Source organism: Micromonospora sp. RHAY321, assembly GCF_023896955.1.
GTDB lineage: Bacteria > Actinomycetota > Actinomycetes > Mycobacteriales > Micromonosporaceae > Micromonospora.
The window spans coordinates 100,794-126,726 of the sequence record NZ_JAMHIW010000015.1; the positions used below are offsets into that span (position 1 = coordinate 100,794).

Genomic DNA, 25,933 nt, shown 5'->3' on the forward strand with positions numbered 1-25,933 from the left:
TTGGTCCAGTCGATTCGAGGAACGTGAGGGAGGTGGCACCCGTGAAGATCTTCACCTATGAGCGTCTGGCGGCGATGCCCGCTGCCCACGCTCCGCTGTCGGCTGTCCGGGTGGCCCTCACGGCCCCACGACCGTCGGTTCCGCAGGTGCACCAGGTTCAGGCCGAGCTGACCCTGACCGTCGGAGTCAACGGGACCAGTGGCATCACGGGCAAGGGCATTCAGGGCGCCAAGAAGCGCATGGATGTCCGCGGCGTTCCACCTCGAGGTAGACCGGTCTGACCATCAGACACCGGCTCACCTCGAGGCCGCGGAACCCGCTTACCGGGATCCGCGGCCTCAGTTTTTTGCCCCGCCGAAGTACGTCGGAATGCGATCCACGAGATCGAAGTGTGAGAGAGAGGTGACCGGGCGATGAGTCTGGCGTTGGCCCCCATCGACGTGAGCGTCGAGATGGAGGCGAACCTGCCCTGCCGGAAGTTCGACCCCGACCTGTGGTTCTCGGACTCGCCTGCACAGCTCGAGCTGGCCAAGTCGCTCTGCGGGGACTGCCCGCTGCGCGTCGAGTGCCTGGCCGGAGCGGTGGAGCGAGCGGAGCCGTGGGGCGTCTGGGGCGGCGAGATCTTCGAGCGTGGCGCGGTCGTCCCGCGCAAGCGGCCCCGTGGCCGTCCGCGCAAGGAGGACGTCGCCCGTGACGCCGAGCTGCGGGTCGAGGCCGAGGCACGCCTGGCGGCCAGTGGGCTGTCCGAGGTGCGTGGCGCGGTCCGGTTGGCGGCCTGACATGTTCCCGATCCGTACCAACTACGCCGGTGTCACACCGGCAGCGAGTGAGAAGACGATGCTGCACGTACCGACTGGAGCCTTCGAGATGCAACTACTCCACGAAGCGTTGTCGAGGGCTCGAATGCGCCGGCCTCAGGCCGGTCGTACCACCACGAGCACTGAGGCAACCCGTTCCGCCCGTACCGTCGCCATGAACAGCCGTAACCAGTCGGCGCGCGACCTGGGCGTTCTCTAGTACCAACCCACGAAGAAGGGCGGGTGCCACCGGCACCCGCCCTTCGCGGCGTGAGAGGCGGTGCTCAGGCCACGGGTGCGAAGCCGGGCAGCCAGCGCTCCAGGATGCTCCGGTACGGGGCCTTCGCCTCCAACTGGCAGAGCACCCCGATCGACCCGAGGGTCACCCGGTGGATGAGCAGGTAGGACGGCGGCAGGTTGAGCTGCCGACTCAGCTGGTAGGCGGGGGAGCGGGGGCTGGCCAGTCGGGCCGCCTCGGCCCGCAGCCACGCCCGGGTGAACCGGAACCCGTCGGCGGCGATGGGCTCCAGGATCGGACGGAGGAAGTCGAGCACCTCCTCGGCGTCGATCTCCGTGGTCGCGCCGATGAAGCCCTCCGACCGCAGCCCCGCAACGACCCCGTCGGCGTCGTTGCGCAGGGCCAGCGCCGCGATGCGACCGATCGGCTCCGGTGTGCCCTCCGGCATCCGGGCCACGGCACCGAAGTCGATCACCCCGAGCCGGCCGTCGGGCAGCAGCCGGAAGTTGCCCGGGTGCGGGTCGGCGTGCAGCAGCCCGGCCCGCTGCGGCGCCGACAGGTGCAGGGTGGCCATCAGCCGGCCCGCCTCGTCCCGCTGCTCCTCGGTGCCCTCCCGGATGATGTCGGCCAGCGGCGTGCCCGTCACCCACTCGGTGACCAGCACCCGGGGCGACGCGGAGACCACCGCCGGGATGTAGATCTCCGGGTCGTCGGCGTACGCGGCGGAGAAGGTGCGCTGCGACTCGGCCTCCAACTCGTAGTCCAGCTCCTCGGTGATCCGCTCGCGCAGCTCGGTCAGGAGCGGCTTGACGTCCAGGCCCGGCTGGATGGCCCGGAACATCCCGCCCAGTCGGGAGAGCTGCTTGAGGTCGGAGAGCAGCGCGTCACCGGCGCCCGGGTACTGGATCTTGACGGCCACGTCGCGGCTGTTGGGCTCGCCGGACGGCCCGTACCCCGGTTCGCGCCAGCGCGCCCGGTGCACCTGACCGATGCTCGCGGCGGCGGCCGGGGTGTCGTTGAACTCGACGAACCGGTCCCGCCAGTCCGGGCCGAGCTGCTCGGCCAGCACCTTGTGCACGCTGGCGGCCGGCAGCGGCGGCGCGGCCTCCTGGAGCTTGGTCAGGGCCTGGCGGTAGGGGGCGGCGATCTCCTCCGGCAGGGCCGCCTCGAAGACGGACAGCGCCTGCCCGAACTTCATCGCACCGCCCTTGAGCTGGCCCAACACGCTGAAAAGTTGCTCGGCGGTGCGCTGCTGGATCTCTGCGGAGATCACGTCGGAGGCGAGCCCGGTGACACGCTTACCCATGCCGAGGACGGTCCGGCCGGCGAAGCCGAGCGGCAGAGCGGCGAGCTTGGCGGTCCGGGACACGGCCCGGCGCGGGATGTCGGTCACCCGGTCATTGTTACCGACCGGAGGGCCCCGCTGCTGCTCTGCGGCTGGGCTGGTGCCCACACCCGGCTCCCGGAACACCCGCACGCCGGATGTGGCGGCCAGCCCCGGCGGCGGAAACGGCCCGCGCCGACGATCTCCATGGCGCCGCCCAGCGTCTCCGGGCTGCCGCCGTCGAGCTGCGTGAGCGCTTCGGCCAGCGCGTACCCGGTGGCGGCGAGGAGCGTGCCGGTCGCGCCGGCGGCCACCGGCTCGGCGGCGGCGAGTTGGGCGGCGAGCCGTGGCCAGGCCGGGTCGCGGTCGGCGCGGTGCAGCTCGACGCAGTGCAGGCAGGGGCCGACGGGCGGGCGGACCAGTGGGCCGATGACCGGTACGCCCTCGCGCAGGGTGACCAGCAGGTGCGGCTGGCGGCGCTGGGCGAGACCGGCGGCGAGCAGCGCGGGTGGGCGGTCCGTGCCGAGCTGGATCACCAGGTCGACGCGGGTGGGCCGGCCGGGGTGGGTGCCGGTGCCCGGGGCGGCGCGGTCGACGGCGGCTCGTACCGCCGGGGCCAGCGGCCGGCCCAGCTCGGCGGTGGGGATGCCGGTGCCGATCAGGTCGATGGGGCGGACCGGGCCGGTGAGGTGGGGGATCACCTGCCCGACGCCGGACTGGGCCAGCGCCACCGCCAGCGGGCCGCCGAGCGCACCGGTGCCGGTGAGCAGCACGCGGGCGGCCAGCCGCCGGCGCAGGACCTGCGCAGGTGTGCCGGGCAGTCGGGCCGCGGCCAGGGCCAGCGCGGCGGACTCGGCGGCGAGGCGGGCGCGGGTCTGGCCGGTCAGGTCGCGGGGGAGCAGGTGGTGCGCGGGCACCAGCAGGCCCGCCGCGCGCAGGGCGTCGAGCAGGCTACGCGCCTCGTCGGTGGAGACCTGGGTGGTGACCGCGTACGCCAGCACGGCTCGCTCGCTGCGGGTGCCGTCCAGTAGGTCGAGCAGGTGGGCGGCGCGCGGGTTGGCCAGCTCCAGCAGCACGGCCGGCCCCGGGCCGACGCCGAGCTGAAGGGTGTGCCGGTCGCGCCAGAGCCGGCTGAGGCCGGGCAGCAGCGTGGGACGGGGAAGGGCGGAACGACTCATGATGACGAATCGTGACCGTCTCCCTGCGCTCGGTCGATCGTTGTCCACAGGTGGCCGGGCGGCTGTCCAGCGCTGTCCACAGGATTCGCCGGGTTATCCACAACCCGCCGGTAGTCGTGTCGGTCACCCGACAGGCCGTCGGTCGACCGATCGCGGAACGGCAACGGGGGCGGGGTGGCCGCCGGCCACCCCGCCCCCGTCCACCCGTACGGGTCAGACCTTGGCCTTGCCGAGGATGCGGTTCACTGTTGTGCCGCACACCGGACACTTGCCCTTGGCCATGTTCATTCCGGTCTTCGAGACCTCGACGTGCCCCTCGAAGTCCCGCTTCTCCTTGCACTTCACGCAGTAACCGTTGTAGGTCGTCTGGGCCTGGTCGGCCACGGTGCCCTCCTCGTCTCGTCCGCCGGTCGATGCCGTCCCGGCGGGGTGCCCGGCGGCGGGCCACAGGGGGCGCCGACGCTGGGTCTCACTGCGCGGTCACCACTGTGACCGCTGGTCCGCGGACCCTACCCAGGTCTGGGCGGTTCCATGTCAGCTGTGCATCGACACTGTGAGCTAGTCGACGTCGAGAGTGTGCATGGCGAATTAGGTCTGATAAGTCAGTTTGGCGGGGACACGCCGGCCAAACCCTCTCAGCCACCCGTGCGGGTGCCCCCGCGGAGGCGCCGGGGACAGTGATCACCTACGGTGGAGGGGAGTCGCGAGGTGCCGCCATCGCTGTTCACCAAGGGTGACGAGATGGCGTGCGGACGGCCCGGTCAAGAAATTTTCGGGACGCCTGGCGACCAATCACCATTTTCTGGGCGCGTGTCGTGCGGTTGACTCTTGCGGACCCCTGGTCAGTACGCATTAGCTTTCCTTCGTGACACGTAGCCGAGGCTGCGCGGGCCAGTGATGGCGGGGACGCGTAAGCCGGTCGTCGAGGTGCGGCGCAGCCAGCGTCGGCGACGCACGGTGTCTGCGTACCGTGACGGTGAGCGGGTCGTCGTCCTCATCCCGGACCAGTTCTCCCGGGCCGAGGAGAGCGAGTGGGTCGACCGGATGCTGGCCCGGCTCGCCGCCCGGGAGGGCCGGCTGGCCCGCTCCGACGACGAGTTGCTGGCTCGCGCCACCCGGCTGATCGATCTCTACCTCGCCGGGTACGGCGCGAAGGCGGTGCCGGCCAGCGTACGGTGGGTCACCAACCAGAACGGCCGTTGGGGCTCGTGCACCCCCGCCGACCGCAGCATCCGGATCTCCCACCGCGTGCAGGACATGCCCGACTGGGTCATCGACTACGTGCTGCTGCACGAGCTCGCCCACCTCATCGTGCCCAGCCACAACGCCCGGTTCTGGGCGCTGGTCGGCCGCTACCCGAAGGCGGAGCGAGCCCGCGGCTACCTCGAAGGCGTCGCCGCCGCCTCCTGTGCCCCCCTGCCGTCCTGACCTGGGGTCGCGCCTCTGATGATCGACTCGGGGTTCCCTGATACCGCGGTGTCCGAGACTCGGGTCGCCGCGACATCACTGACACGGAGTCGATCACCGGTCCGGCACAGGGCGGGGTCGGGGCGCTAGGGTCGGACCGTGGCACGACGAGTGGTGGTGGCGTTGCTCGGGCCGGTGCACTGGTCGCCGCCCGGCGTCGACCGGGCGGCCTGGCGGGCGGCGCTCGCCGAGGACGTCGTCGACCTCCTCGCCACCCTCAACGAGGTCGAGGTCGCCGTCGCGGTGACCCCGGCCGACCGCGCCCTGGCGGACTCGCTGGTCTGGCCCGGCACGGTCGTCTACGAGGTGCCCGAGCCGACGACGGCAGCGGTGTTCGCCGCGCTGGAGGGCTACGACCAGGCGGCCGTGCTCGCCGGCGACGTGCCCGACCTGCCCGCGCTGACCGTCGGCAAGCTGCTGCGCCCGCTCACCACCCGGCCCGTCGCGGTCGCCCCGGTGGAGGGTGGCGGACCGGGCCTGCTCGGGGTGGCCGTGCGGCTACCCGTGCCCGGCTGGCTCGCCCCGCTGGACCTGGACACCGCGACCCCGGCCGACGCGCGGGCCGGTGCCCCCCGACCGCAGGACGTGGCGGTCACCGCCGGCTGGCGGCGGCTGCGCGGCCCGGCCGACCTCGCCACCCTGGACCCGGCCTTCGAGGGCTGGGAGGCCACCCGCGCCCTGCTCTCCGGCTCGAGCCGGCCGGCCTGACCCGCTCATCAGCCTGACCGGCCGGGTGCCCGCCGCGGATCGGCGCGGGCACCCGCTCCGTCGTCAGGGCTTGGCGTCGCCGTCGGTGTCGGTGTCGTCCGGCTGACCCGGGGCCTTCTCCTCCGCCCCACCGGGCGCGGTGAAGTCGAAGCTGTCCAGCTCGCTCAGGTCCATGTCGTTCATCGCGAAGGCAACCGGGTCGGCGAAGTCGTCGTCGGACGGCAGCAGGTCCGGGTGGCCCCAGACAGCGTCGCGGCCCTCGATGCCACGGTGCTGGGTGAGCGCGGCCCAGAGCGCCGCCGCCTCGCGCAGCCGGCGGGGGCGTAGTTCCAGACCGACCAACGCGGCGAAGGTCTGCTCGGCGGGACCGCCGGCGGCCCGGCGACGGCGGAACGCCTCGCCCAGCCGGACGACGTTGGGCAGCCGGTCGCTGGCGGCGCTGTCCACCACGTGGCACACCCAGCCCTCGACCAGGGCCAGCGCGGTCTCCAGGCGGGCCAGCGAGGCCTTCTGGGCCGGGCTGTCCTCCGGAGTGAAGATGCCCTCCAGGGCGATCGCCTGCATCGACTCCGGGTCGGTCGGATCGACCCGGCCCATCGCCTCCTCGATCGCCTCCCGGTTGACCCGGATGCCCGAGGCGTACATCTCCACGGCGCTGAGCACGTGCCCGCGCAGCCACGGGACGTGCTGGAACAGCCGCTGGTGGGCGGCCTCGCGCAGCGCCACGTAGAGGCGTACCTCGTCCTCGGGAAGCTCCAACCCCTCGCCGTACGCCCGGATGTTGGCCGGGATCAGCGCGGCCGTGCCGGCCGGGCCGAGCGGCAGCCCGATGTCGCCGGCGGAGAGCACCTCCGCGGCGAGGGAGCCGAGAGCCTGACCGAGCTGGCCGCCGAAGAGCGCACCACCGAGCGTGGCCACCATCGACTGCATCGGGCCGAGCTGGGCTCGCGCCTCCGGTGGCACCAGGTCGCCCATCGCGCCGACCATCCGGCTGGCCACCGGGTCGCAGAGCTTGCGCCACACGTCCAGCGTCTTGAAGATCCACTCATTGCGGTTCCAGGCCACGGGGGACTGGATGCCCGACGGCCACGCCGAGGCGGGCTCGAGCCACAGGTCGGCCAGGCGCAGCGCCTCCTCGACCGCGTTGCGCTCGTAGGGCGACACCGCCGGGTCGCCGGCGGCCGCGAGCTGGCTGGCCGCCACCTGGCGAGCCAGGTCCCAGTTGACCGGCCCGCTGCCCGGCGCGGAGAGCAGGTGCTGCAACTGCGACATGAACTGCTGCATCTGCGCGGGATCGTTGGGGTCTGGTGGTTGCCCACCCGGGAGCGCGAAACCGAACGGAATATCAGGCACGACGTCTACGGTACGCGCGCGACGCCCCAGGTCGCCGCCGCTGGCGTTGCGCTGAGGGCGAAGTCGCGCGGCGCATCCGGCAGGCGGACCCGAAGCGGTCGGTACGCTCTGCCGCATGAGACGTCGTGGCCTGACGGTCCTGCTCGGTGCCCTGTTCACCGCCCTGCTGAGCATCGGGGTGCTCCGGGCGCCGATCCCGTACGTGGTGCTCGGCCCGGGCCCGACGGTCAACACCCTCGGTGCGGCCGACGGCAAGGAGGTCATCCAGATCTCCGGGCGGGAGACGTCCACCTCCGCCGGCCAGCTGCGGCTGACCACGGTCGGGGTGCAGCCCACGGTGCGGCTGCGGGGGGCGATCGCCGGCTGGTTCTCCGACGACGAGGCGGTGGTGCCGCGCGAGCTGGTCTATCCGCCGGGGGAGTCGACGGAGCAGGTCGAGCAGCGCAACGCGGAGGACTTCAAGGCGTCGCAGACCAGCGCCGAGACCGCCGCGCTGCGCGAGTTGGGCTTCCCGGTGCAGGTGGTGATCAAGTCGGTGGCCGCGGACGGCCCCTCCGCCGGGGCGCTGAAGGTCGGCGACGTGGTCACCTCGGTCGACGGTCAGCCGGTGCCGCTGGCATCGAAGCTCACCGAGCTGATCCGGGCGAAGCCGGCCGGCACGGCCCTGACCATCGGCTACACGCGCGACGGTGTTCCGGCCACCGCGACGGTGACCAGTCGCGAGCAGGACGGCCGGCCGCGGATCGGCGTCGAGATCGACCAGCAGCAGCCGCACCCCTTCACGCTCGGAATCGATCTGGAGGACATCGGCGGACCGAGCGCCGGCCTGATGTTCGCCCTGGGCATCATCGACAAGCTGACGCCGGCCGACCTCACCGGCGGCAAGATCATTGCTGGTACCGGCACCATCGACGACGCGGGCACCGTCGGCCCGATCGGCGGCATCGCCCAGAAACTGGTCGGCGCGAAGCACGCCGGGGCCAAGGTTTTCCTGGTGCCGGCCGACAACTGCGCCGAGGCGGTCCGCAATCCGCAGCCCGATCTGCCGCTGCTGCGGGTGGGCTCCCTGGACGAGGCGCTCACCGCGCTGGACACGCTGCGTTCGGGAGGCCAGCCGACCCGCTGCTGACTCGCGTGACCGTGCCCCGACACGTTCAGGAACACCCCGTACTCTGGGTGCCTGGTCGGAGCCGATCACATCGAGCGTGCGGAGCCAACAGTGGTCATGCGTAGCAGCAGCCCCCTTCCGAGGATGAGCCGGCGCGGGCGCGTCACCATCGCTGTCCTGGTCGGGGTGTTCGTGCTCTTCACCCTGCTCGGCTGGGGTGTCCAGGCGTGGACGGACTGGCTCTGGTTCGACGAGGTCCGCTACACCGAGGTCTTCACCGGTGTGCTGGTCACCCGGCTGCTGCTCTTCCTCGCCATCGGCCTCGGCATGGCCGTGATCGTCGGCGGCAACCTGTGGCTGGCCCACCGGCTGCGCCCGCGGCTGCGTCCGCACTCGGTCGAGCAGGCGACCCTGGAGCGCTACCGGATGGCGCTCAGCCCGCGCCTCGGCACCTGGATCGCGTTGACCGCGGCCGTGGTCGGGCTCTTCGCCGGTCTCTCCGCGCAGAGCCGGTGGAACCAGTGGCTGCTCTTCCGCAACGGCGGCGACTTCGGGATCAAGGACCCGGAGTTCGGGGTGGACATCGGCTTCTACGTCTTCCAGCTGCCGTTCTGGCGGTACCTGCTCGGTGTCGCCTTCACCGCCGTGGTGCTGGCCGTGATCGGCGCGCTGGCGGTGCACTACCTCTTCGGCGGCGTCCGCCTCCAGGGCGTCGGGGACCGGATGAGCAACGCGGCCCGTGCCCACCTGAGCAGCCTGGTCGCCGTCTTCGTGCTGCTCAAGGCCATCGCGTACGTGCTGGACCGGCGGGCGATGCTGCTGGAGTACAACGAGGGCGCCAAGCTGTACGGCGCCGGCTACGCCGACGTCAACGCCCTGCTGCCGGCGAAGGAGATCCTGGCCTACATCTCCATCGTGGTGGCGATCGCGATCATCGTGTTCTCCAACGCCTGGATGCGGAACCTGGTCTGGCCGGGCATCTCGCTCGCCCTGCTCGGCGTCTCCGCGGTGGCCATCGGCGGCATCTATCCCTGGGCGGTGCAGACCTTCGAGGTCAAGCCGAGCGCCAAGGACAAGGAGGCGCCGTACATCCAGCGCAGCATCGACGCGACCCGGGCGGCGTTCGGGCTGGCGACGACGGAGACCACGCCGTACGCGGCCAGCAACCTCACCCCACCGGCCAACCTCGCGACCGACACCTCCGTGGTGTCGAACGTGCGGCTGCTCGACCCGCAGCTCGTCAGCGAGACGTACACGCAGCTCCAGCAGGTGCGCGGCTTCTACGACTTCGGCCCGAAGCTGGACATCGACCGGTACGGGGTGAACGGCAAGACCTCCGACTACGTGGTCGGCGTCCGTGAGATCAACTACGGCGAGCTGACCGACCAGCAGAACACCTGGATCAACCGGCACACCGTCTACACCCACGGCTACGGCCTGGTGGCGGCCCCGGCGAACCAGGTGGTGTGCGGCGGGCAGCCGTTCTTCGTCTCCGGTTTCCTCGGTGAGAAGGCCCAGGAGGCGTGTTCCTCGCAGACCGAGCAGATCCCCGCCAAGCAGCCGCGCATCTACTACGGCGAGCGGATGGCGCCCGACGACTACGCGATCGTCGGCCAGTCCGACCCGAACCGGAAGGCCGAGTTCGACCGGCCGGTCGGTGAGGGTGGCGGCGAGTCCTACACCTACACCGGTGAGGGCGGCGTCGAGATCGGCTCCTTCACCCGGCGGCTGCTGTACGCCATCAAGGAGCAGGAGTCGAACTTCCTGCTCTCCGAGGCGGTCAACAAGGACTCGAAGCTGCTCTACGTGCGCAACCCGCGGGACCGGGTGGAGAAGGTCGCGCCGTTCCTCACCCTGGACGGCGACCCCTACCCGGCCGTGGTCGACGGGCGGGTGCAGTGGATCGTCGACGGCTACACCACGGCGGCCACCTATCCGTACGCGGAGCGCGTCAACCTCCAGACGGAGACCACCGACGAGCTGACCAACCGGGGCACCTTCCAGCTGGCCCGGGAGAACGTCAACTACATGCGCAACTCGGTGAAGGCCACCGTCGACGCGTACGACGGCACCGTGAAGCTCTACGAGTACGACGACACCGACCCGGTGCTCAAGGCGTGGAACAAGGCGTTCGGCGGTGACCTGGTGCTGCCGAAGGCGGACATCCCGGTCGAGCTGACCGAGCACCTGCGCTACCCGGCGGACATGTTCAAGGTGCAGCGCAACCTGCTCACCAAGTTCCACGTGACCAACCCGGGTGACTTCTACTCCGCCCAGGACTTCTGGCAGGTGCCCAACGTGCCGGACGCGCCGGACAGCGGCCAGAAGCAGCCCCCGTACTACCTGTTCACCCAGTTCCCGGGGCAGGAGAGCCCGCGGTTCCAGCTCACCTCCGCGGTCACCCCGAACGGTCGTCAGAACCTCGCCGCGCTGATCTCCGGGTCGTACGTCGAGGGCAAGCCCCGGCTGGAGGTGCTGGAGCTGCCGGATCAGACCCGGATCTCCGGCCCGGTGCAGGTGCACCAGCAGATGACCAACAACGCCAACATCCGCCAGCAACTCAACCTGCTGTCCAGCAACCAGGCGCAGGTGCAGTACGGCAACCTGCTCTCGCTGCCGTTCGCCGACGGCATGCTCTACGTCGAGCCGGTCTACGTGAAGAGCAACCAGCAGGACGCGTACCCGCTGCTGCAGAAGGTGCTGCTCTCGTACGGTGACGGCGGCTCGTTCGTGGCGCTGGCCGACAACATCAACGACGGCATCAAGCAACTGGTCGAGCAGGGCAAACGGGCCGGGCAGGGGGCACCGCCGCCGCCGACGGCCGGTGGCAACCCGACGGCGCCGACGCCCACACCGACGCCGACGCCGAGCGCCGGCACCCCGCCGCCGACCGGCGAGCTGGCCACCGCCGCGGATCGGGTGCAGAGCGCGATCACCGAGGTCCGCGCCGCGCAGACCTCCGGTGACTTCGAGCGGTACGGTCGCGCGCTGAAGGCGCTGGACGAGGCGCTCACCGCCTTCCAGCAGGCGCAGCAGGCGGGGACCCCGGGCGGTACACCCAGCGGTGGCCCGTCGCCGGGTGTCAGCCCGACCACCGGCGCGGGAGGCTGAGCGCCTCCCCGGGAGCAGCTTTCGGAGCCCTCGCCGTCGGACCACACCGGTCCTGACGTCGGGGGCTCCGTCGCGTCCACCGGTTCCTTTTGTCGCCCCTCCGACACGGTTTGTCCGATCCGGTCCGCAACCTGCGACGCCGGTGGGCCGTCCTCTCTGCAACGGGGTGTGGACGAGGGGGAACAGTCGTGAGGGACGCGCAGAGCTTCGACGACTTCTACCGCAGCACCGCCCGGCGGATGCTGCGGTACGGCTACGCGGTCACCGGCGACCACACCGAGGCGCAGGACCTCGTGCAGGAGGCCTTCGCCCGGGCCTGGCGGCAGTGGGGTCGGCTGGGGGCGCATCCGGCACCCGAGGCGTGGCTGCGGCTGGTGGTGGCCCGACTGGCGACCGACCGCTGGCGGCACCTGCACCGCTGGAGGGCAGCGCTGAGTCGTACCGGCCCTCCGCCGGTCGCCCCGCCACCCAGTGAGGACGGGGTGCTGCTGGTCCGGGCGCTCCGCCAACTGCCGGCCGCCCAGCGGCAGGCGCTCGCCCTGCACTACCTCTTCGACATGTCCGTGGAGGAGATCGCCCGGGAGACCGAGGTCCCCGTCGGCACCGTGAAGTCCTGGCTGTCCCGGGGCCGGTCCCGACTCGCCGCGCTGCTGCCCGACCTCTCCACCGTGGAGCTGGAGGCGAACGATGTCAGCTGAACTGTCCGACCTGTACCGGTCGCTCGCCACCGTCGCCGACGGCCAGGAGTTGACCAACCCCGAGCTGGTCCGGCGGCGCGCCGACCACCGGGCCCGTACCCGGATCGCCGGCACCGCCGTCGCGGTGGCGCTGCTGCTCGGCGCGGTGGCCGTCGGCGGGTGGCTGGCAATCCCGGCGGACGGCTCCGCGCCACTGCCACCGCCCGCCGACACCCCCGGTCCGCTGCCGACCAGTGCGGCTCCCCGCCCGTCGCCGTCGCCGTCGGCGTCGCCGCCGCCGTCCCCCACGCCGGCGCGCAGCACGTCGAGCGCGACGCCAGAGGCCCCGACCACCGGTGCGGCGCCGCCCCGGCAGCCCACCTCGATTCCGGACCGCGCCTTCTTCGTCCTACCGTCGGCCAACCGGACGGGCCTGGAGTCGCAGGTGGAGGGGCCGGCACTGCCGATGCTCTGCGGGGCGCGCCATCCCAGCGACTCCGCCGTGGTGCAGCGCCGCGGGCGGTACCTGGCCTACAAGCGGCCGGAGACCCCGGCGGGGTACGTGCCGGCCGGCAGCTACCGGCACACCATCACCATCTACCGGGCCGGACGGGCCGACGACGCGCTGCGGGAGCTGCGGCAGGCCGTCCGCGACTGCCCCGAGCAGAAGCTGGCCGACGACACCAGGACCTGGCGGCAGCGGGTGCTGGACCCGGGGAGGTACGGGGACGAGTCGGTGCTGTTCGAGATGCGGGCCCCGTACCCGGATGGCATGGGCGAGCCGGGTGCGGACGAGGTCCGGCTGATCCGGGCGGTCCGGATCGGCGACGTCGTGACGGTGCTCTGGGAACAGGGCTGGGAGTACACCGCAGCCGAGCGCGCCCAGGTGGATGCGGACAGTCGACGGGCGGTGGCCGCGATCGTGGCCTGGCTCGAGTGACGGCGGTGCAGGTCAGCGGGGTCGGCGGCGACGGAATGCGGGTCGCTTTGCGGTGCCCCCGGTCGGTGCGCTACGGTTAGTGAACCGACGCGGGGTGGAGCAGCTCGGTAGCTCGCTGGGCTCATAACCCAGAGGTCGCAGGTTCAAATCCTGTCCCCGCTACCACGACGAAACGGCCCCCGAGGATCACATCCTCGGGGGCCGTTTCGCATCTCCCGGCCCAGCTCGACCCGCCGCCGATCCGGTCCACGAGGGCCGCCGGCCGGATGGCGACCCCGCTGATCATCGCCGGAACGGATGGGTTAGGGTTAACCAGTCGACGCGGGGTGGAGCAGCTCGGTAGCTCGCTGGGCTCATAACCCAGAGGTCGCAGGTTCAAATCCTGTCCCCGCTACAAATGACAGTGCAGGTGAAAAACCCGGCCCCAGATCATGGGGCCGGGTTTTTCGTATCCGGCGCGACCAACCGCTGCCTTCCTGCGATGTCAGCGCGAGTGACAGGCGTGGCGACGCGTGCCCGGGCCGTTCCGCCTGATCTCTGTCCCGCGATTCGGTGTGGACCACCGTGCCGAGGTTGCGCAGTTCGGCGAGGATGGGGACATGTCTTCATTCAGCAAGTGGTGGGGCCGGCTCAGCGCGGTCCTCGGTGCGGTCGTGCTGGCGGTCTTCGTGCCCGTCGCGGCCTGGGCGTCCACGGGTACCGGCGAGCTGGTGGTGGAGGCCGCCCGGCGGCGGTCCCGCGGCGGCGGCTTCGGTGTCTTCGGCCTGCTCTGCTGCCTGGTGGTGGTGGTCGTCATCGTGCTCCTGGTGCTGCGGTTGATGCGTAACCGTCGGGGCGGCCCGCCGCGCTGAGTGGTCGCTCGCACCCGGTCGGCCGCCAGCGGCGGGCCGATGGTCGGCCGCCGGTGGTCACGCCGCGAGGGCGGCGTTCGCCTGGCCGATGAAACGCGAGGTGGCCGCGCGGGTGCCGGCCCGCCCCGCGCGGATGCTCTCCGCGGCGGCGACCAGCAGGGTACGCACCTTGCCGTGTCCCTTCGGCGGTGGCGCCGGCGCCGGCCCGAGCCGGTCGGCGATGCTGGCGCCGAACGCGGCGGCGCGCCGCTGGGCCGGGTCGGTGATGCTGCCCTCGGTGTAGCGGCGGACGGCGAGACTGGCGTTGAGGCCGCGGTCGTGACCGAGAACGGTGCCGGCCTCGCCGTTCGTGGTCAGGAAGTTGATCACGTCGACGACGGTGTCCGGGTGGCGGGTGCCGCGGAACCCCGCCCAGTACATCGGTGCCCGCGCCCACTGCGCGCCCGGTGGACCCGGGAAGCCGATCACACCCAGCTCGGCCTCGGTGAGCCGCTGCAGCTCGGGCAGCTGGTGGGACCAGGCGAACGACGCGGCGGTCAACCCGGAGACCACCAGTTGCCGGGCCGGCTCACCGCTGTCGGCCTGCTCGACCAGGGCCGCGCTCGGTGTGGCCCGGCCCCTGCGGGCCCCCTGCCACAACTCGAACCAGGCGATCAGCTCGTCCGCGCCGAAGCCGAGCTGGCGCCCCCGGTAGAACTCGCCGCCCTGTGAGCGCAGCCAGAGCCAGAGCGCCCGGTAGTCGCCGGACGGGTCCATGGTGCCGGCCACCCGGCCGTCGCTGGCGTCGGTGACCTGCTCCGCCCAGGAGATGTAGTCGGCCCAGGACATCCCGGTGCGTGGCTCCGGCACCCGGAGCTCCTGGAGCAGGTCGCGGTTGAAGACCACGGCGGCGTGGGTCTGCCCACCGGCCACGGCCATCGTCCGCCCGTCCACGGCGCCGTAGCGGATCAGACCCTCCGGCAGGCCCCGCAGGTCCAACCGGTGGTCGGCGACCCGCTCGCTCAGGTCGAGGATGATCTGGCGCTCGGCGTACTCGGTCAGCACGGCGTCGTCGAGCTGGATCAGGTCGGGCACGTTGCCGCCGGCCGCCTGGGTGGCCAGCCGGTCGTAGTAGCCGTCGGCGCCCTGCCAGGTGACCCGGAAGGTGACCCGGGGGTTGCGCTCGGAGTAGAGCCGCAGCACCTTCTCGGTGAGCTCGGCCCGCCTCGTTCCACCCCACCAGAAGACCGACAGCTCGACCGGCCCCTCCTCGGTCGACGTCGCGGCGTCGTCGCTGCATCCGGTCAGCCCACCCGAGGCCAGCAGGGGGGCGCCGAGCAGTGCGGTGAGGAGTCGGCGCCGCCCCGGGTCGGCGCCGAGGCGGTCGAGCGGGGGTCGAACAACGGGCACGGGGTCTCCTGGCACCTGCGGGCGGGGTCGGACCATTCACGCAGGCGGCGCAGGAGGGTGTCAACGTCCGTCCGGTCACCCCTGCGCGCGACCCGGTGCGGGTGGTCGAATCGGGGCACCCGATCCCGCGTGGTGTACTAGGGCGCGTGGAACTTCTGCACTCGGGCAAGGTTCGGGACGTCTACGCCGACGGCGACGACCTGATCCTGGTCGCCTCGGACCGGATCTCGATCTACGACGTGGCGCTGCCGACGCCGATCCCGGACAAGGGCCGCCTGCTCACCGCGCTCTCGCTGTGGTGGTTCGAGCAGCTCGCCGACCTGGTGCCGAACCACGTCATCTCGGCCACCGACGTGCCGGCGGAGTTCGCCGGGCGGGCGATCCGTTGCCAGCGGCTGGACATGGTGCCCGTCGAGTGCGTCGCCCGGGGCTACCTCACCGGCGGCGGCCTGCGGGAGTACGAGCGCACCGGGGCGGTCTCCGGCGTGCCACTGCCCCGAGGGCTCGGCGAGGCGTCGATCCTGCCCGAGCCGATCTTCACGCCGTCCAGCAAGGCGCCCGTGGGCGAGCACGACGAGCCGATCACGTTCGACGACGTGGTGGACAAGGTCGGGCAGGCCACCGCCGAGCGGCTGCGACAGATCACCATCGACATCTACCGGCGCGGCGCGGAGCTGGCCGCCGACCGGGGCATCCTGGTCGCCGACACGAAGATCGAGCTGGGCTGGGCGCCGGACGGCACCCTGGTCCTCGCCGACGAGCTTCTCACCTCCGACTCGTCGCGGTTCTGGCCCGCCGAGTCGTACCAGCCGGGTCGGGTGCAGTTCTCCTACGACAAGCAGTACGTGCGGGACTGGGCCACCGGCAGCGGCTGGGACAAGCAGGGCCCGGCGCCGGACATGCCCGCCGAGGTCGTCGAGGCGACCCGCGCCCGCTACGTCGACGTCTACGAGAAGCTCACCGGCAACCGCTGGAGCTGAGCCGGGCGGTGGCACCGATCTGGGCGGTTGGCGATCGCTCGTCACTCCACCCAGTCGAGGGTGCGCTGCACGGCCTTGCGCCAGTTGCGCAGCTCCCGGTCGCGGTGCTCCGGCGCCATGGTCGACTCCCACTGCGCGTCGGAGCGCCACTGCTCGCGCAACGTGGCGAGGTCCGGCCAGAAGCCGACCGCCAGACCGGCCGCGTACGCGGCACCCAGGCAGGTCGTCTCGGTGATCCGGGAGCGGATCACCGGCACGTCGAGCACGTCGGCGAGGAACTGCATGAGCAGGCCGTTGGCGGTCATCCCGCCGTCCACCCGGAGCCGGCGCAGCGCCACGTCGGAGTCGGCGTCCATCGCGTCGACCACCTCGCGGGTCTGCCACGCCGACGCCTCCAGCACGGCCCGCGCCAGGTGCCCCTTCGTGATGTAGCCGGTCAGGCCGGCGATCACGCCGCGCGCGTCGCTGCGCCAGTGCGGGGCGAACAGCCCGGAGAACGCGGGCACCACGTAGCAGCCGCCGTTGTCGTCCACCGTGCGGGCCAGGTCCTCCACCTCAGCGGCCGTGGAGATCAGACCGAGGTTGTCCCGTAGCCACTGCACCAGCGACCCGGTGACCGCGATCGCCCCCTCCAGCGCGTACGCCGCCGGTTGGCCGTCGATCCGGTAGGCGACCGTGGTGAGCAGCCCGTGCGTCGACGGGACCGGGCTGGCGCCGGTGTTGAGCAGCAGGAAACTGCCGGTGCCGTAGGTGCACTTCGCCTCGCCCGGCTGGAAGCAGGTCTGGCCGAAGAGGGCGGCCTGCTGGTCGCCGAGCGCGCTGGCCACCGGCACCCCGGCAAGCACACCGGTGGCGGTGCCGTAGACCTCGGCGGAGCTGCGGATCTCGGGCAGCATCGCCGCCGGCACACCCATCGCGTCCAGCAGCTCCGGGTCCCAGTCGAGGGTGGCGAGGTCCATCAGCATGGTCCGGCTGGCGTTGGTCACGTCGGTGACGTGCGCGCCGGTCAGTTTCCAGATCAGCCAGCTGTCCATGGTGCCGAAGAGCACCTCGCCGCGTTCGGCGCGCTCGCGCAGGCCGTCCACCTCGTCGAGCAGCCAGCGCAGCTTCGGCCCCGCGAAGTAGGTGGCCAGGGGCAGGCCGGTGCGGGCACGGAACCGCTCCTCGCCGTACGCCGCCGCCAGCTCGCGCAGCAGCGGCCCGGTCCGGGTGTCCTGCCAGACCACGGCGTTGGCCACCGGGCGGCCGGTGGCCCGGTCCCAGACCACGGTGGTCTCGCGCTGGTTGGTGATGCCGACCGCCGCGAGCCCGGCCGCGTCGGTGCCGGCGGCCGACAGCGCCTCCCGGACGACCCGCTGGACGTTGTCCCAGATCTCCTCGGCGTCATGCTCCACCCAACCGGGCCGGGGAAAGATCTGCCGGTGCTCCCGCTGGGCCGCGGCGACGATTTCCCCGGCCCGGTCGAAGACGATGCACCGCGAGGAGGTGGTGCCCTGGTCGATGGCGGCGACGTACTGGGGGGTCACGGCAGCACCGTACCCGGCCCGGCGGCGCGGTGCGACCGGCGTCACGGCCGGTGGCGGCCCGCCGCCGTCCAGCCCCGGCCGCGTCGCCTACGATGTGCGAACGTGCGCGACATCGCCGTTTTCAGTGGAACAGCCCATCCCGAGCTCGCCGCCGAGATCTGTGCCCACCTGGGGGTGCCGCTGCATCCGGTGCGCGTCTCCCGGTTCGCCAACGACTGCCTGGAAGTGCAGTTGCAGGCCAACTGCCGGGAGCGGGACGTCTTCCTGATCCAGCCGCTGGTGCCTCCGGTGCAGGAGAACCTGGTCGAGCTGCTGCTCATGATCGACGCGGCCCGGGGCGCATCCGCCGGCCGGATCACGGTGGTGCTGCCGCACTACGCGTACGCCCGCTCGGACAAGAAGGACGCGCCGCGGATCTCGATCGGCGCCCGTCTGGTCGCCGACCTGCTCGTCTCGGCGGGGGCGGACCGGGTGCTCGCGCTGACCCTGCACTCGCCGCAGGTGCACGGCTTCTTCAGCGTTCCCGTCGACCACCTGCACGCGCTGCGTGAGCTGGCCACCCACTTCCGGCGCTACGACCTCAGCAACACCGTGGTGGTCTCGCCCGACCTGGGCAACGCCAAGGAGGCGGCCGCCTTCGCGCGGCTGCTCGGCACCCCGGTCGCGGCCGGGGCGAAGCAGCGGTTCAGCGACGACCTGGTCAAGATCAGCGCCGTGATCGGTGACGTGACCGACCGGGACGTCATCGTGCTGGACGACGAGATCGCCAAGGGCAGCACGGTCGTCGAGCTGATGGAGCACCTGCGCGGCCTGAACGTCCGCTCGATCCGGCTGGCCTGCACGCACGGCCTGTTCTCCGGCGACGCGCTGCGGCGGCTCAGTGACCAGGAGGGCGTACTGGAGATCGTCTGCACCAACACGGTCCCCATCCCGGCGGCCAAGCGGGTTCCCAAGCTCCAGGTCCTCTCGGTGGCCCCCGCCCTGGCCGAAGCCATGCGCCGGATCCACAACGGCGAGTCCGTCTCCGCCCTCTTCGCCTGACCCGCCGCCCGCGGGTGCGGGTCAGTGCGGGGTGTGGTTGGAGGCGAGGGCTGTGGTGATGCGGACGGTGGTGCCGGCGGCGCCGGTGGCGACCTCCATGGCGTCGGTCAGCTCCCGGGCCAGCCAGAGGCCCCAGCCGCCGGCGGTGTCCGGCGCCGGCCGGCGCCGGTCGCCGAGCCGCTGCGCGCTGATCCCGTGCCCGTGGTCGGCGACCTCGCAGACCAGCATCCCCGGCTCCACCCAGAGCCGCAGCCATCCCCGCCCGCCGCCGTGCCGCACCGCGTTGGTGATCAGCTCGTTGATCGCCAGCACGAAGTCGTCCAGCCGCTGCCCGGCGAGCCCGGAGGCGTGCGCGCAGGAGGTGACCGAGTGTCGAATCTCGGTCACCTGGGCCTGGTCGAAGGCCTCGGCGATCAGGAGGGCAGGTTCGATGGGCACAACCGTACGCGGTGCGTGCGGATCTGCGTTCGTCATGGCCCCGTCCCGACGGCGGATCTCGGAGTATTTCGCGGCTTTTCCACCGTACGTCAGGGTTCCTCAGGTCGCACTCCGCGCCTCCCGGCCGGATGGCCCGGCTGTGGCATCCTGACCGCCATGCCGTCACCGCCGGGTGGTTACGAGGTGCCGCTCTGGCGCGCCCTCACCGTGTTCCGGCTGGCGTCCCTCGCGTACGTCTGCGTGCTCGCGGTCCGCGACGCCGACCGGTACGCCCACCCGTACGCCGTCGGCGCCCTGGTCCTGGTGATGATGGCCTGGACCGGGGCGACCGCCGTCGGGTACGCCCGGCCGGCCTGGCGGCGCTGGCCGCTGCTGCTGGCCGACCTCGCCGTCGTGATGGCCATCGTGCTGGCCACCCCGTGGGTGGTCGGCCGCGCGGCGCTCGCCGCCGGCGTACCCACCCTGGGGGTGGCCTGGATGGCCGGCCCGGTGCTGGCCTGGGCCGTGTCCGGTGGCCGGCGGCGGGGCACGGTGGCCGCGCTGCTGGTCGCCGGCGCGGACCTGGCGACCCGGGAACGGATCGGCCAGTCCTCGTTCACCGGTGTGATCCTGATGCTGCTCGCCGGAGTGGTGGTCGGCCACATGGCCCGGCTCGCGGCGACCGCCGAGGAGCGGCTGCAACGCGCGGTGGAGTTGGAGGCGGCCACCCGGGAGCGGGAGCGGCTGGCCCGGGGCATCCACGACTCGGTGCTCCAGGTGCTGGCGCTGGTGCAGCGGCGCGGTGCGCACCTGCCCGGCGAGGCCGGCGAGCTGGCCCGGCTGGCCGGCGAGCAGGAGGCCGCGTTGCGTGCGTTGATCGCCGGCACGGCCCCGGCCGGCGACACCGGCGCGGAGGTGGCGGACGCCGCGGCGGCGGTGGACCTGCGCACCCTGCTCGGCCGGTACGCCTCACCGGCGGTGTCGCTCTCCGCGCCGGCCACCCCGGTGCCACTGCCACGGCGGGTGGCCGGGGAACTGGCCGCCGCGACCGGCGCGGCCCTGGACAACGTGGGACTGCACGCCGGCGGGCGGGCCTGGGTGCTGATCGAGGACGAGGGGGAGACGGTGACCGTGTCGATCCGTGACGAGGGGCCGGGCATCCCGGACGGGCGGCTGGACGAGGCGGCCGTCCAGGGACGGCTCGGCGTGACCCAGTCGATCCGGGGCCGGGTGTCCGACCTCGGCGGGACGGTACGGATCGTGTCGACCCCCGAGGCCGGCACCGAGATCGAGTTGACCGTGCCGAGGGCCGACCGGTGACGCCGGTGCGGGTGATGGTGGTCGACGACCATCCGATGTGGCGGGAGGGGGTGGCCCGCGACCTGACCGAGGCCGGTTTCCTGGTGGTGGCCACCAGCGGTGAGGGGCGGCAGGCGATCCGGGTCGCCGCGGCCGCCCGGCCCGACGTGGTCGTCCTCGACCTGCAACTACCCGACATCTCCGGCGTCGAGGTGGTCCGCGGGTTGCGCGCGGCGCTGCCCGACGTGCGGGTGCTGATGCTCAGCGCCAGCGGAGAGCAGCAGAGCGTCCTGGACGCGGTCAAGGCGGGGGCCACCGGCTACCTGGTGAAGTCGACGGCGCCGGCCGAGTTCCTCGACGCGGTCCGCCGGACCGCTGCCGGCGACCCGGTCTTCACGCCCGGACTGGCCGGGTTGGTCCTCGGCGAGTACCGCAGGCTGGCTGCCGCCGGGACCGGGCCGGGTTCGGGGGCCGGCCCGGCCGACGGCGCGGAGCCCGGGGCGCCCCGGCTCACCGAGCGGGAGACCGAGGTGCTGCGCCTGGTGGCCAAGGGGATGTCGTACAAGCAGATCGCCCAGCGGCTCGGGCTGTCGCACCGCACGGTGCAGAACCACGTGCAGAACACCCTGGGCAAACTGCAACTGCACAACCGGGTCGAGCTGACCCGGTACGCCATCGAGCGCGGTCTCGACGACTGACGCGGTCGGCGTGGCGGCGGGTCAGACCGAACGCGGCGGCTCCGTCTCGTGGATGGCCAGCTCCTCGGCGGTCGCCCCACCACCGGCCGAACCCGCGTCGTACGCCACGGAGTCGGTCTCCTGGTCGGTGTGGGCACCCTCGTCCGGTTCGACCAGCCGGCCCACGGTGGCGTCGGCCACCGTGCCGAGCTGGCCGTGGTCGTAGAGGGAGACCGGCGAGTTCGGGTCCGAGGTGGGCCCCGGGTCCATCACGTCGGCGTCCAGCTGTGCCTCCGCCGCGGCCGCCTCATTGTCCGCCTCGAAGGCGATCTTCGGGTCGACCGGGCCGGCCAGCGGGTCGTCCACCGGGCGTTCGAAGCTCTCCCGCTGGAGCTTGTAGTCCAACGACTCGCCGTCGAGCTGCTCCTCGGCGGTGGTCCCGAACCGATCCACCGCCACCGGCGTCCGGTCGCCGGGCAACTGGGCCGGCTCCGGGCCGTCCGCCTCGCGCCCGGTGAGCACGTCGTCGTTGGCCGTCGAGTCGTCGTCGGCGGTGTCGGGCAGCCCCTCCGCCTCGGTGTCGGACACGGGGGTCGGGTACTCGTTGTCACGCATGTCTGATCACTACCCGCTGCCCTCCCGCCATAACCGGGGCAATGCCGGCTGTGCGGTGGTGAGTCGGACAACACGGCCACAACGGCCCGTCAGCCGAGGGCACCCGCCTCGTCCTCGGGGTGCAGCACGCACCAGACGACCTTGCCGTCGGGAACCGGGCTGCTGCCCCACCGGCGGGACACCGTGTCGATCAGCAGCAGGCCCCGACCGCCGGTACGGGTCGGCGGTGCCAGCCCGGCGAACGCCGGCCGGCGCGGGGAGTGGTCACGGACCGCCAGGCGCAGGGTGTCGCCCTGCGGAGCCACCCGCACGGTCATCGGTGTCCGCGCGTGCGCCACCACGTTGTTGACCATCTCGGTGACCGCGATGGACGCCGGCTCGGCCAGCGACGGCATGTCCCAGCGCTGGCAACCGGTGGTGACCAGCTCGCGGGCCTGCCGGGCGGCTCCGACCGTCGGGGCCAGTTCGGCGGTGAGCACCGCCGCCAGCGGCGCCGCCGCCGCGGCCAGCGCCCCGTCCAGGGTCGGCCAGGCCGGCACGCCGCCCAGCGCGGCGTCGGCCCGGCTGGGCCCGGGGACCGCCGGGTCGCAGAGCAGCAGGTCGGCGGCCGGCCAGTCGGCCACCTCCCGGCGGACCTCGGCGAAGACGCCCCGGCCGTCCGCGTCGGCGACCCGCAGCCCGGTCACGTCGGCCACCACCGGGCCGGGACGGTCGCAGAGCCGGGCGAGCAGCGCGTCGCGGACGGTCTCGGTGCCGGCGGCGTCGAGCACACCGGTCACCCGGACCACCGGGAAGGAGTCGTCGATCTCCACCAGACAATGCACGCCTGTCGACATGATCGGCCCATTGTGCCCCCTGGCGACGGACGTCGCATCCGGTCGCTCGATGCCCGTCATCAGCGGTCCAGCCGGGACCGGCGGCTCATCGCCGCCATCGTGCCGACCGCCGTGCCGGCCGCGGCGAGGCCGAACGCGGCGGTCATCCGCACCAGTTGCCGCCGCCGACCGTGCCAACCGCCGTCCCGGCGGCCCTGCCCGTCGGCGTGGAACACGTTGCCGCTGCTGTCCAGCCGGGCGCCCGGGCCGAACTGGGTGCGGTGGGCGTACCAGCCGAGGGCGCGCTCCGCCAGCGCGGGCGCCAACCGCCACTGCAGGCCGATCAGCCGGGCCGCGCCGCCGGCGTACGCCTCGCGGCGGGGTCGGCGCAGCAGCCGGACGATGGTCTCGGCGACCACCTCCGGCGGATAGATCGGCGGTGGTGGCACCAGCTCGTGTCCGCTGTGGTTGGCCGCGTGCCGGAAGAACGGGGTGTCGATGGTGGCCGGCAGCACGGTGCAGATGGAGATCTGTCCCCGGCCGGTGACCCGCAACTCCTGCCGGACAGTGTCGGCCAGGCCCCGGATGCCGTGCTTGGTGGCGTTGTACGCCGACTGGTACGGCATCGCCACCTCGGCCAGCACCGAGGCGTTGTTGACCAGCACGCCGCCGCCGGCCGCCCCCAGGTGCGGCAACGCGGCCCGGATGCCGTGCACCGCGCCGAGGAGGTTCACCTCCAGCACCCGGCGGAACTCGGCGACCGGGATCTCGTCGAAGAGGCCCACGGCGCTCACCGCGGCGTTGTTCACCCAGGCGTCGATCCGCCCGAACTCGGCCGCCCCCCGGTCGGCCAGCCGTTGCACCGACTCCAGGTCGGTCACGTCGGTCGGTACGGCCAGCGCGCGGCCGCCCAGTTCCCGGCAGCGCTGCGCGACCTGCCGCAGGGCAGGTTCGCTGCGGGCGCCCAGCACGACGGCTGCGCCCCGGCGGGCCAGCGCGTACGCGGTGGCCGTGCCGATCCCGCTGGAGGCGCCGGTGATCACCACGGTCGAATCGTCGAGGCTGCGGGTCAGCGGCATTCCTGAGCGGTACCCCCGGCCCGCCCTGGTCATACCACCGGACGCTCTCCGATCGTCGTGGGACCGTCCGGCAGAGGGACGCGCGGGGGTTCTGTGATTGCCGTGGCGCAAGTTTCGGTGGCACTCGCGGGCACTGTTCCCGATCTGCCAGGTTTCGGCTCCCGACCTCCGGGTTAATGGGACGCTCTGACCGGGAGGACCACCGCCGAGGAAAGATCGCAGGGAGGTGACCCATGCGCGTTGGCCTCGTCTGCGCGCACACCAGCTCGTACCGGCACGCCGACGGCCCGCCGGTCGGCACCCAACAGCACATCAAGCGGGTCGCCGCCGAGCTGGCCGGCCGAGGCCACGACGTCCGGATCTACGAGCGCCGGGACGACCCCGAGCTGCCGGTGATCGTGGACGTCGACGGCTACCAGGTGCAACGAATCTCGGCGGGGCCGCCCACTCCGCTGTCGACCGCCGAGCTGATCCCGCACGTGACCGAGTTCGGCCGCTGGCTGGCCGACGAGTGGGCCGGCGCCTGGCGTCCCGAGGTGGTGCACGGGCACTACTGGATCGGCGGCCTGGCCGCCGCGCACGCCGTCCGGGAGACCGACATCCCGGTGGTGCAGACCTTCCACTCGCTCGGCGTCGAACAGCTGCGCCACCTGGGCGGTCGCTACGACGGGCCGGGGGAGCGGATTCCGCTGGAGCGCGCGCTGACCCGCGCGGTGGACATCGCGGTGGCCCAGAGCAACGACGAGGTGGACGAGCTGACCAGGATGGGCCTGCAGCGCAGCTCGGTGGCGATGGTGCCCGCGGGGGTGGACATCGAGCAGTTCCACCCCGACGGGGAGGCGGCGCCGCGCGAGCAGCGGGCCCGGATCCTCTCCGTGGGCGGGCTCTCCCCGGGCCACGGCCAGGAGGACCTGATCCGGGCGATGCGGCTGGTCGGTGACGCCGAGCTGGTGATCGCCGGCGGGCCGCCGGCTGACCAGTTGGCCAACCACGCGGAGGCACGCCGGCTGCGCGAGCTGGCCGAGCAGGCCGGGCTGGCCGACCAGGTACGGCTGGTCGGGGCGGTGCCGCACGACCAGATGGCGACCTGGTACCGGTCAGCGGACGTGGTCGCCTGCACGCCGCACTACTCCTCCGCCGGGCGCGTCTCCCTGGAGGCGATGGCCTGCGGGGTGCCCGTGGTCGGTTACGCGATGGGCGGTCTGGCGGACGCCGTCGTCGACGAGGTCACCGGCCGGCTGGTGCCGCCCGGCGACGTACGGACGCTCGGGGTCTCCCTGCGCCGGCTGCTCGCCGACAACGCCAACCGGTTCGCCTACGGTCACGCCGCGGTGGACCGGGTCCGGAGCAGCTACACGTGGGAGCGGACCGCCGGTGCGCTGGAGCGCCTCTACGAGCGGGTGGTGAGCCGGCGCAAACCGGTCGAGGCGTGACCCCGACCGGTATCGCCTCGCCGGTCGTGGCGGGGCGTCGGCTCAGCCGGGCCGGCCGGCGGCGACCATGGCGCGGTCGCGGCGGTGCGCCATCGCGCGCTGCTGCTGCGGCTCGGCGTACCGGGTCAGCCCGATCACCGCGGCCAGCGTCACCAGGAAACCCACGCCGGCCAGCCACTCCCGCCCCGGCCAGATCTTGTCGTTGAGCAGCAACAGGCCGACGATCGCGGCCGGCACCGCCCCGGCGGCGTCCATGGCGGCGACCGCTGCGGTCGTCGAGCCGCGCTGCATGGCCAGGCCGAGCAGGAGCTGGCCGACGATCGAGTGGACGATCAGCAGGTAGAACAGCGGGTGGGCGAGGAACGCCTCGGCGGACGGCGCGGAGGCCAGTGGTCGCGCGGCCACCGCGGCCGAGGAGAACGCCAGCCCGGCCAGCGAGCCGAGAGCCACCGACCCCGGTGCTCCGTGCAGCCGCACGGCGAAGACACCCAGCACCGCGATCAGGACGAGCGCCGCCAGCAGGGCGACCGAGCCGGCGGTGCCGAGCTGCCGCGACGGCGCCGGCCGGGCGGACAGCACCAGCGCGGTGATCCCGGCGAAGAGCAGGGCCAGCAGCGCCACCTCCGCCAGCGGCAACCGCCACTTCAGCACCAGCACGCCGAGGATGGCCGTCACCCCCAAGCCGGCGGCCACACTGGCCTGGACCAGGAACAGCGGCAGGTCCCGCCGGGCCAGGAAGGCGAGCACGAAGCCGCCGATCTGGCAGCCCAACCCGATCAGGTACGTCCGGTGCCCGGCCAGCCGCAGCAGCAGCCCCGGATCGAAGGTGTGGTGCACGGTGGTGCGGGCCGCCGCCACCGACTGGAGCAGGTTGGCGAAGCCGTACGCGACGATCATCGCCGCGAGAAAA

Annotated in this window: 25 protein-coding genes and 2 tRNA genes; 16 read left to right on the forward strand and 11 right to left on the reverse strand. The window is 72.7% G+C overall.

Annotation, left to right across the window (positions count from 1 at the left end):
• The first annotated feature begins 41 nt into the window (after positions 1–41).
• Positions 42–281: a hypothetical protein gene (locus tag M8C17_RS25240; protein ID WP_252419041.1), complete on the forward strand. Its 240-nt coding sequence runs from the start codon at positions 42–44 to the stop codon at positions 279–281.
• A 132-nt stretch (positions 282–413) separates the two neighbouring features.
• Positions 414–779 carry a WhiB family transcriptional regulator gene (locus M8C17_RS25245; RefSeq protein ID WP_252419042.1) on the forward strand — a complete coding sequence of 122 codons (366 nt, stop codon included), beginning with the start codon at positions 414–416 and terminating at the stop codon, positions 777–779.
• Positions 780–1,081: 302 nt separating this feature from the next.
• Here the strand turns inward: M8C17_RS25245 and M8C17_RS25250 are convergent, their stop codons facing one another.
• The 3 genes from M8C17_RS25250 to M8C17_RS25260 form a co-directional block, all read right to left on the reverse strand.
• Positions 1,082–2,428, reverse strand: coding sequence for an AarF/ABC1/UbiB kinase family protein (locus M8C17_RS25250; RefSeq protein WP_252419043.1), 1,347 nt, complete (start codon positions 2,426–2,428; stop codon positions 1,082–1,084).
• Complete coding sequence (locus M8C17_RS25255) at positions 2,425–3,537, reverse strand: TOMM precursor leader peptide-binding protein (protein WP_252419044.1); 1,113 nt, start codon at positions 3,535–3,537, stop codon at positions 2,425–2,427. The genes M8C17_RS25250 and M8C17_RS25255 overlap by 4 nt, the downstream gene beginning before the upstream one ends.
• Before the next feature lie 213 nt (positions 3,538–3,750).
• The gene (locus M8C17_RS25260; RefSeq protein ID WP_167457767.1) at positions 3,751–3,921 is read right to left on the reverse strand and encodes a DUF5679 domain-containing protein; all 171 of its coding nucleotides are present in this window, start codon (positions 3,919–3,921) and stop codon (positions 3,751–3,753) included.
• 513 nt (positions 3,922–4,434) lie between these two features.
• Here M8C17_RS25260 and M8C17_RS25265 point away from each other — a divergent pair.
• Both M8C17_RS25265 and M8C17_RS25270 read left to right on the forward strand, forming a co-directional pair.
• Positions 4,435–4,965: a M48 family metallopeptidase gene (locus M8C17_RS25265; protein ID WP_252419045.1), complete on the forward strand. Its 531-nt coding sequence runs from the start codon at positions 4,435–4,437 to the stop codon at positions 4,963–4,965.
• A gap of 138 nt (positions 4,966–5,103) precedes the next feature.
• Entirely contained in the window at positions 5,104–5,712 is a 609-nt protein-coding gene (locus tag M8C17_RS25270) for a hypothetical protein (RefSeq protein ID WP_252419046.1), read from the forward strand.
• Positions 5,713–5,775: 63 nt separating this feature from the next.
• On the opposite strand, the gene M8C17_RS25275 is transcribed toward M8C17_RS25270, so the two are convergent.
• Positions 5,776–6,996 carry a zinc-dependent metalloprotease gene (locus M8C17_RS25275; RefSeq protein WP_252419092.1) on the reverse strand — a complete coding sequence of 407 codons (1,221 nt, stop codon included), beginning with the start codon at positions 6,994–6,996 and terminating at the stop codon, positions 5,776–5,778.
• A gap of 184 nt (positions 6,997–7,180) precedes the next feature.
• On the opposite strand from M8C17_RS25275, the gene M8C17_RS25280 reads away from it, so the two are divergent.
• The 7 genes from M8C17_RS25280 to M8C17_RS25310 all read left to right on the forward strand — a co-directional run bounded on the left by M8C17_RS25280 (position 7,181) and on the right by M8C17_RS25310 (position 13,752).
• Positions 7,181–8,194, forward strand: a complete 1,014-nt coding sequence (locus tag M8C17_RS25280; protein ID WP_252419047.1) for a PDZ domain-containing protein — start codon at positions 7,181–7,183, stop codon at positions 8,192–8,194.
• Positions 8,195–8,290: 96 nt separating this feature from the next.
• Entirely contained in the window at positions 8,291–11,284 is a 2,994-nt protein-coding gene (locus tag M8C17_RS25285) for a UPF0182 family protein (protein WP_252419048.1), read from the forward strand.
• Between the two features lie 188 nt (positions 11,285–11,472).
• Positions 11,473–11,982: an RNA polymerase sigma factor gene (locus tag M8C17_RS25290; protein WP_252419049.1), complete on the forward strand. Its 510-nt coding sequence runs from the start codon at positions 11,473–11,475 to the stop codon at positions 11,980–11,982.
• Complete coding sequence (locus M8C17_RS25295; RefSeq protein WP_252419050.1) at positions 11,972–12,901, forward strand: hypothetical protein; 930 nt, start codon at positions 11,972–11,974, stop codon at positions 12,899–12,901. The genes M8C17_RS25290 and M8C17_RS25295 overlap by 11 nt, the downstream gene beginning before the upstream one ends.
• 88 nt (positions 12,902–12,989) lie before the next feature.
• Positions 12,990–13,066 (forward strand) — tRNA-Met (locus tag M8C17_RS25300).
• A gap of 155 nt (positions 13,067–13,221) precedes the next feature.
• Positions 13,222–13,295, forward strand: a tRNA-Met gene (locus tag M8C17_RS25305).
• A 205-nt stretch (positions 13,296–13,500) separates the two neighbouring features.
• Positions 13,501–13,752 (forward strand): hypothetical protein, encoded by a 252-nt coding sequence (locus M8C17_RS25310; RefSeq protein ID WP_252419051.1) that lies wholly within the window; start codon positions 13,501–13,503, stop codon positions 13,750–13,752.
• A 57-nt stretch (positions 13,753–13,809) separates the two neighbouring features.
• Here the strand turns inward: M8C17_RS25310 and M8C17_RS25315 are convergent, their stop codons facing one another.
• Positions 13,810–15,141, reverse strand: a complete 1,332-nt coding sequence (locus M8C17_RS25315; RefSeq protein WP_252419052.1) for an ABC transporter substrate-binding protein — start codon at positions 15,139–15,141, stop codon at positions 13,810–13,812.
• Positions 15,142–15,287: 146 nt separating this feature from the next.
• Between M8C17_RS25315 and M8C17_RS25320 the strand changes: the two genes are divergently transcribed.
• Positions 15,288–16,121: a phosphoribosylaminoimidazolesuccinocarboxamide synthase gene (locus M8C17_RS25320; RefSeq protein ID WP_252419053.1), complete on the forward strand. Its 834-nt coding sequence runs from the start codon at positions 15,288–15,290 to the stop codon at positions 16,119–16,121.
• 41 nt (positions 16,122–16,162) lie between these two features.
• Here M8C17_RS25320 and glpK read toward each other — a convergent pair whose 3' ends face one another.
• Positions 16,163–17,647 (reverse strand): glycerol kinase GlpK, encoded by a 1,485-nt coding sequence (glpK, locus tag M8C17_RS25325; RefSeq protein WP_252419054.1) that lies wholly within the window; start codon positions 17,645–17,647, stop codon positions 16,163–16,165.
• 102 nt (positions 17,648–17,749) lie between these two features.
• On the opposite strand from glpK, the gene M8C17_RS25330 reads away from it, so the two are divergent.
• A complete protein-coding gene (locus M8C17_RS25330; RefSeq protein WP_252419055.1) occupies positions 17,750–18,688 on the forward strand; it encodes a ribose-phosphate pyrophosphokinase in 939 nt (312 codons plus the stop codon).
• 21 nt (positions 18,689–18,709) lie between these two features.
• On the opposite strand, the gene M8C17_RS25335 is transcribed toward M8C17_RS25330, so the two are convergent.
• The gene (locus M8C17_RS25335) at positions 18,710–19,162 is read right to left on the reverse strand and encodes an ATP-binding protein (protein WP_252419056.1); all 453 of its coding nucleotides are present in this window, start codon (positions 19,160–19,162) and stop codon (positions 18,710–18,712) included.
• 120 nt (positions 19,163–19,282) lie between these two features.
• On the opposite strand from M8C17_RS25335, the gene macS reads away from it, so the two are divergent.
• A complete protein-coding gene (gene macS, locus M8C17_RS25340) occupies positions 19,283–20,425 on the forward strand; it encodes a MacS family sensor histidine kinase (protein ID WP_252419057.1) in 1,143 nt (380 codons plus the stop codon).
• Positions 20,426–20,439: 14 nt separating this feature from the next.
• On the forward strand, positions 20,440–21,102 hold the full coding sequence (locus M8C17_RS25345) for a response regulator transcription factor (RefSeq protein ID WP_252419093.1): 663 nt from the start codon (positions 20,440–20,442) through the stop codon (positions 21,100–21,102).
• Between the two features lie 21 nt (positions 21,103–21,123).
• On the opposite strand, the gene M8C17_RS25350 is transcribed toward M8C17_RS25345, so the two are convergent.
• The 3 genes from M8C17_RS25350 to M8C17_RS25360 all read right to left on the reverse strand — a co-directional run bounded on the left by M8C17_RS25350 (position 21,124) and on the right by M8C17_RS25360 (position 23,590).
• A complete protein-coding gene (locus M8C17_RS25350) occupies positions 21,124–21,696 on the reverse strand; it encodes a DUF5709 domain-containing protein (protein ID WP_121653218.1) in 573 nt (190 codons plus the stop codon).
• Positions 21,697–21,785: 89 nt separating this feature from the next.
• Positions 21,786–22,532 (reverse strand): ATP-binding protein, encoded by a 747-nt coding sequence (locus M8C17_RS25355; protein WP_252419058.1) that lies wholly within the window; start codon positions 22,530–22,532, stop codon positions 21,786–21,788.
• 59 nt (positions 22,533–22,591) lie between these two features.
• On the reverse strand, positions 22,592–23,590 hold the full coding sequence (locus M8C17_RS25360; protein ID WP_252419059.1) for an SDR family oxidoreductase: 999 nt from the start codon (positions 23,588–23,590) through the stop codon (positions 22,592–22,594).
• 233 nt (positions 23,591–23,823) lie between these two features.
• Here M8C17_RS25360 and M8C17_RS25365 point away from each other — a divergent pair, with 233 nt between their 5' ends.
• Positions 23,824–25,023, forward strand: a complete 1,200-nt coding sequence (locus M8C17_RS25365) for a glycosyltransferase (RefSeq protein WP_252419060.1) — start codon at positions 23,824–23,826, stop codon at positions 25,021–25,023.
• A 42-nt stretch (positions 25,024–25,065) separates the two neighbouring features.
• On the opposite strand, the gene M8C17_RS25370 is transcribed toward M8C17_RS25365, so the two are convergent.
• Complete coding sequence (locus M8C17_RS25370) at positions 25,066–25,920, reverse strand: hypothetical protein (protein ID WP_256483314.1); 855 nt, start codon at positions 25,918–25,920, stop codon at positions 25,066–25,068.
• Positions 25,921–25,933 lie beyond the last annotated feature (13 nt).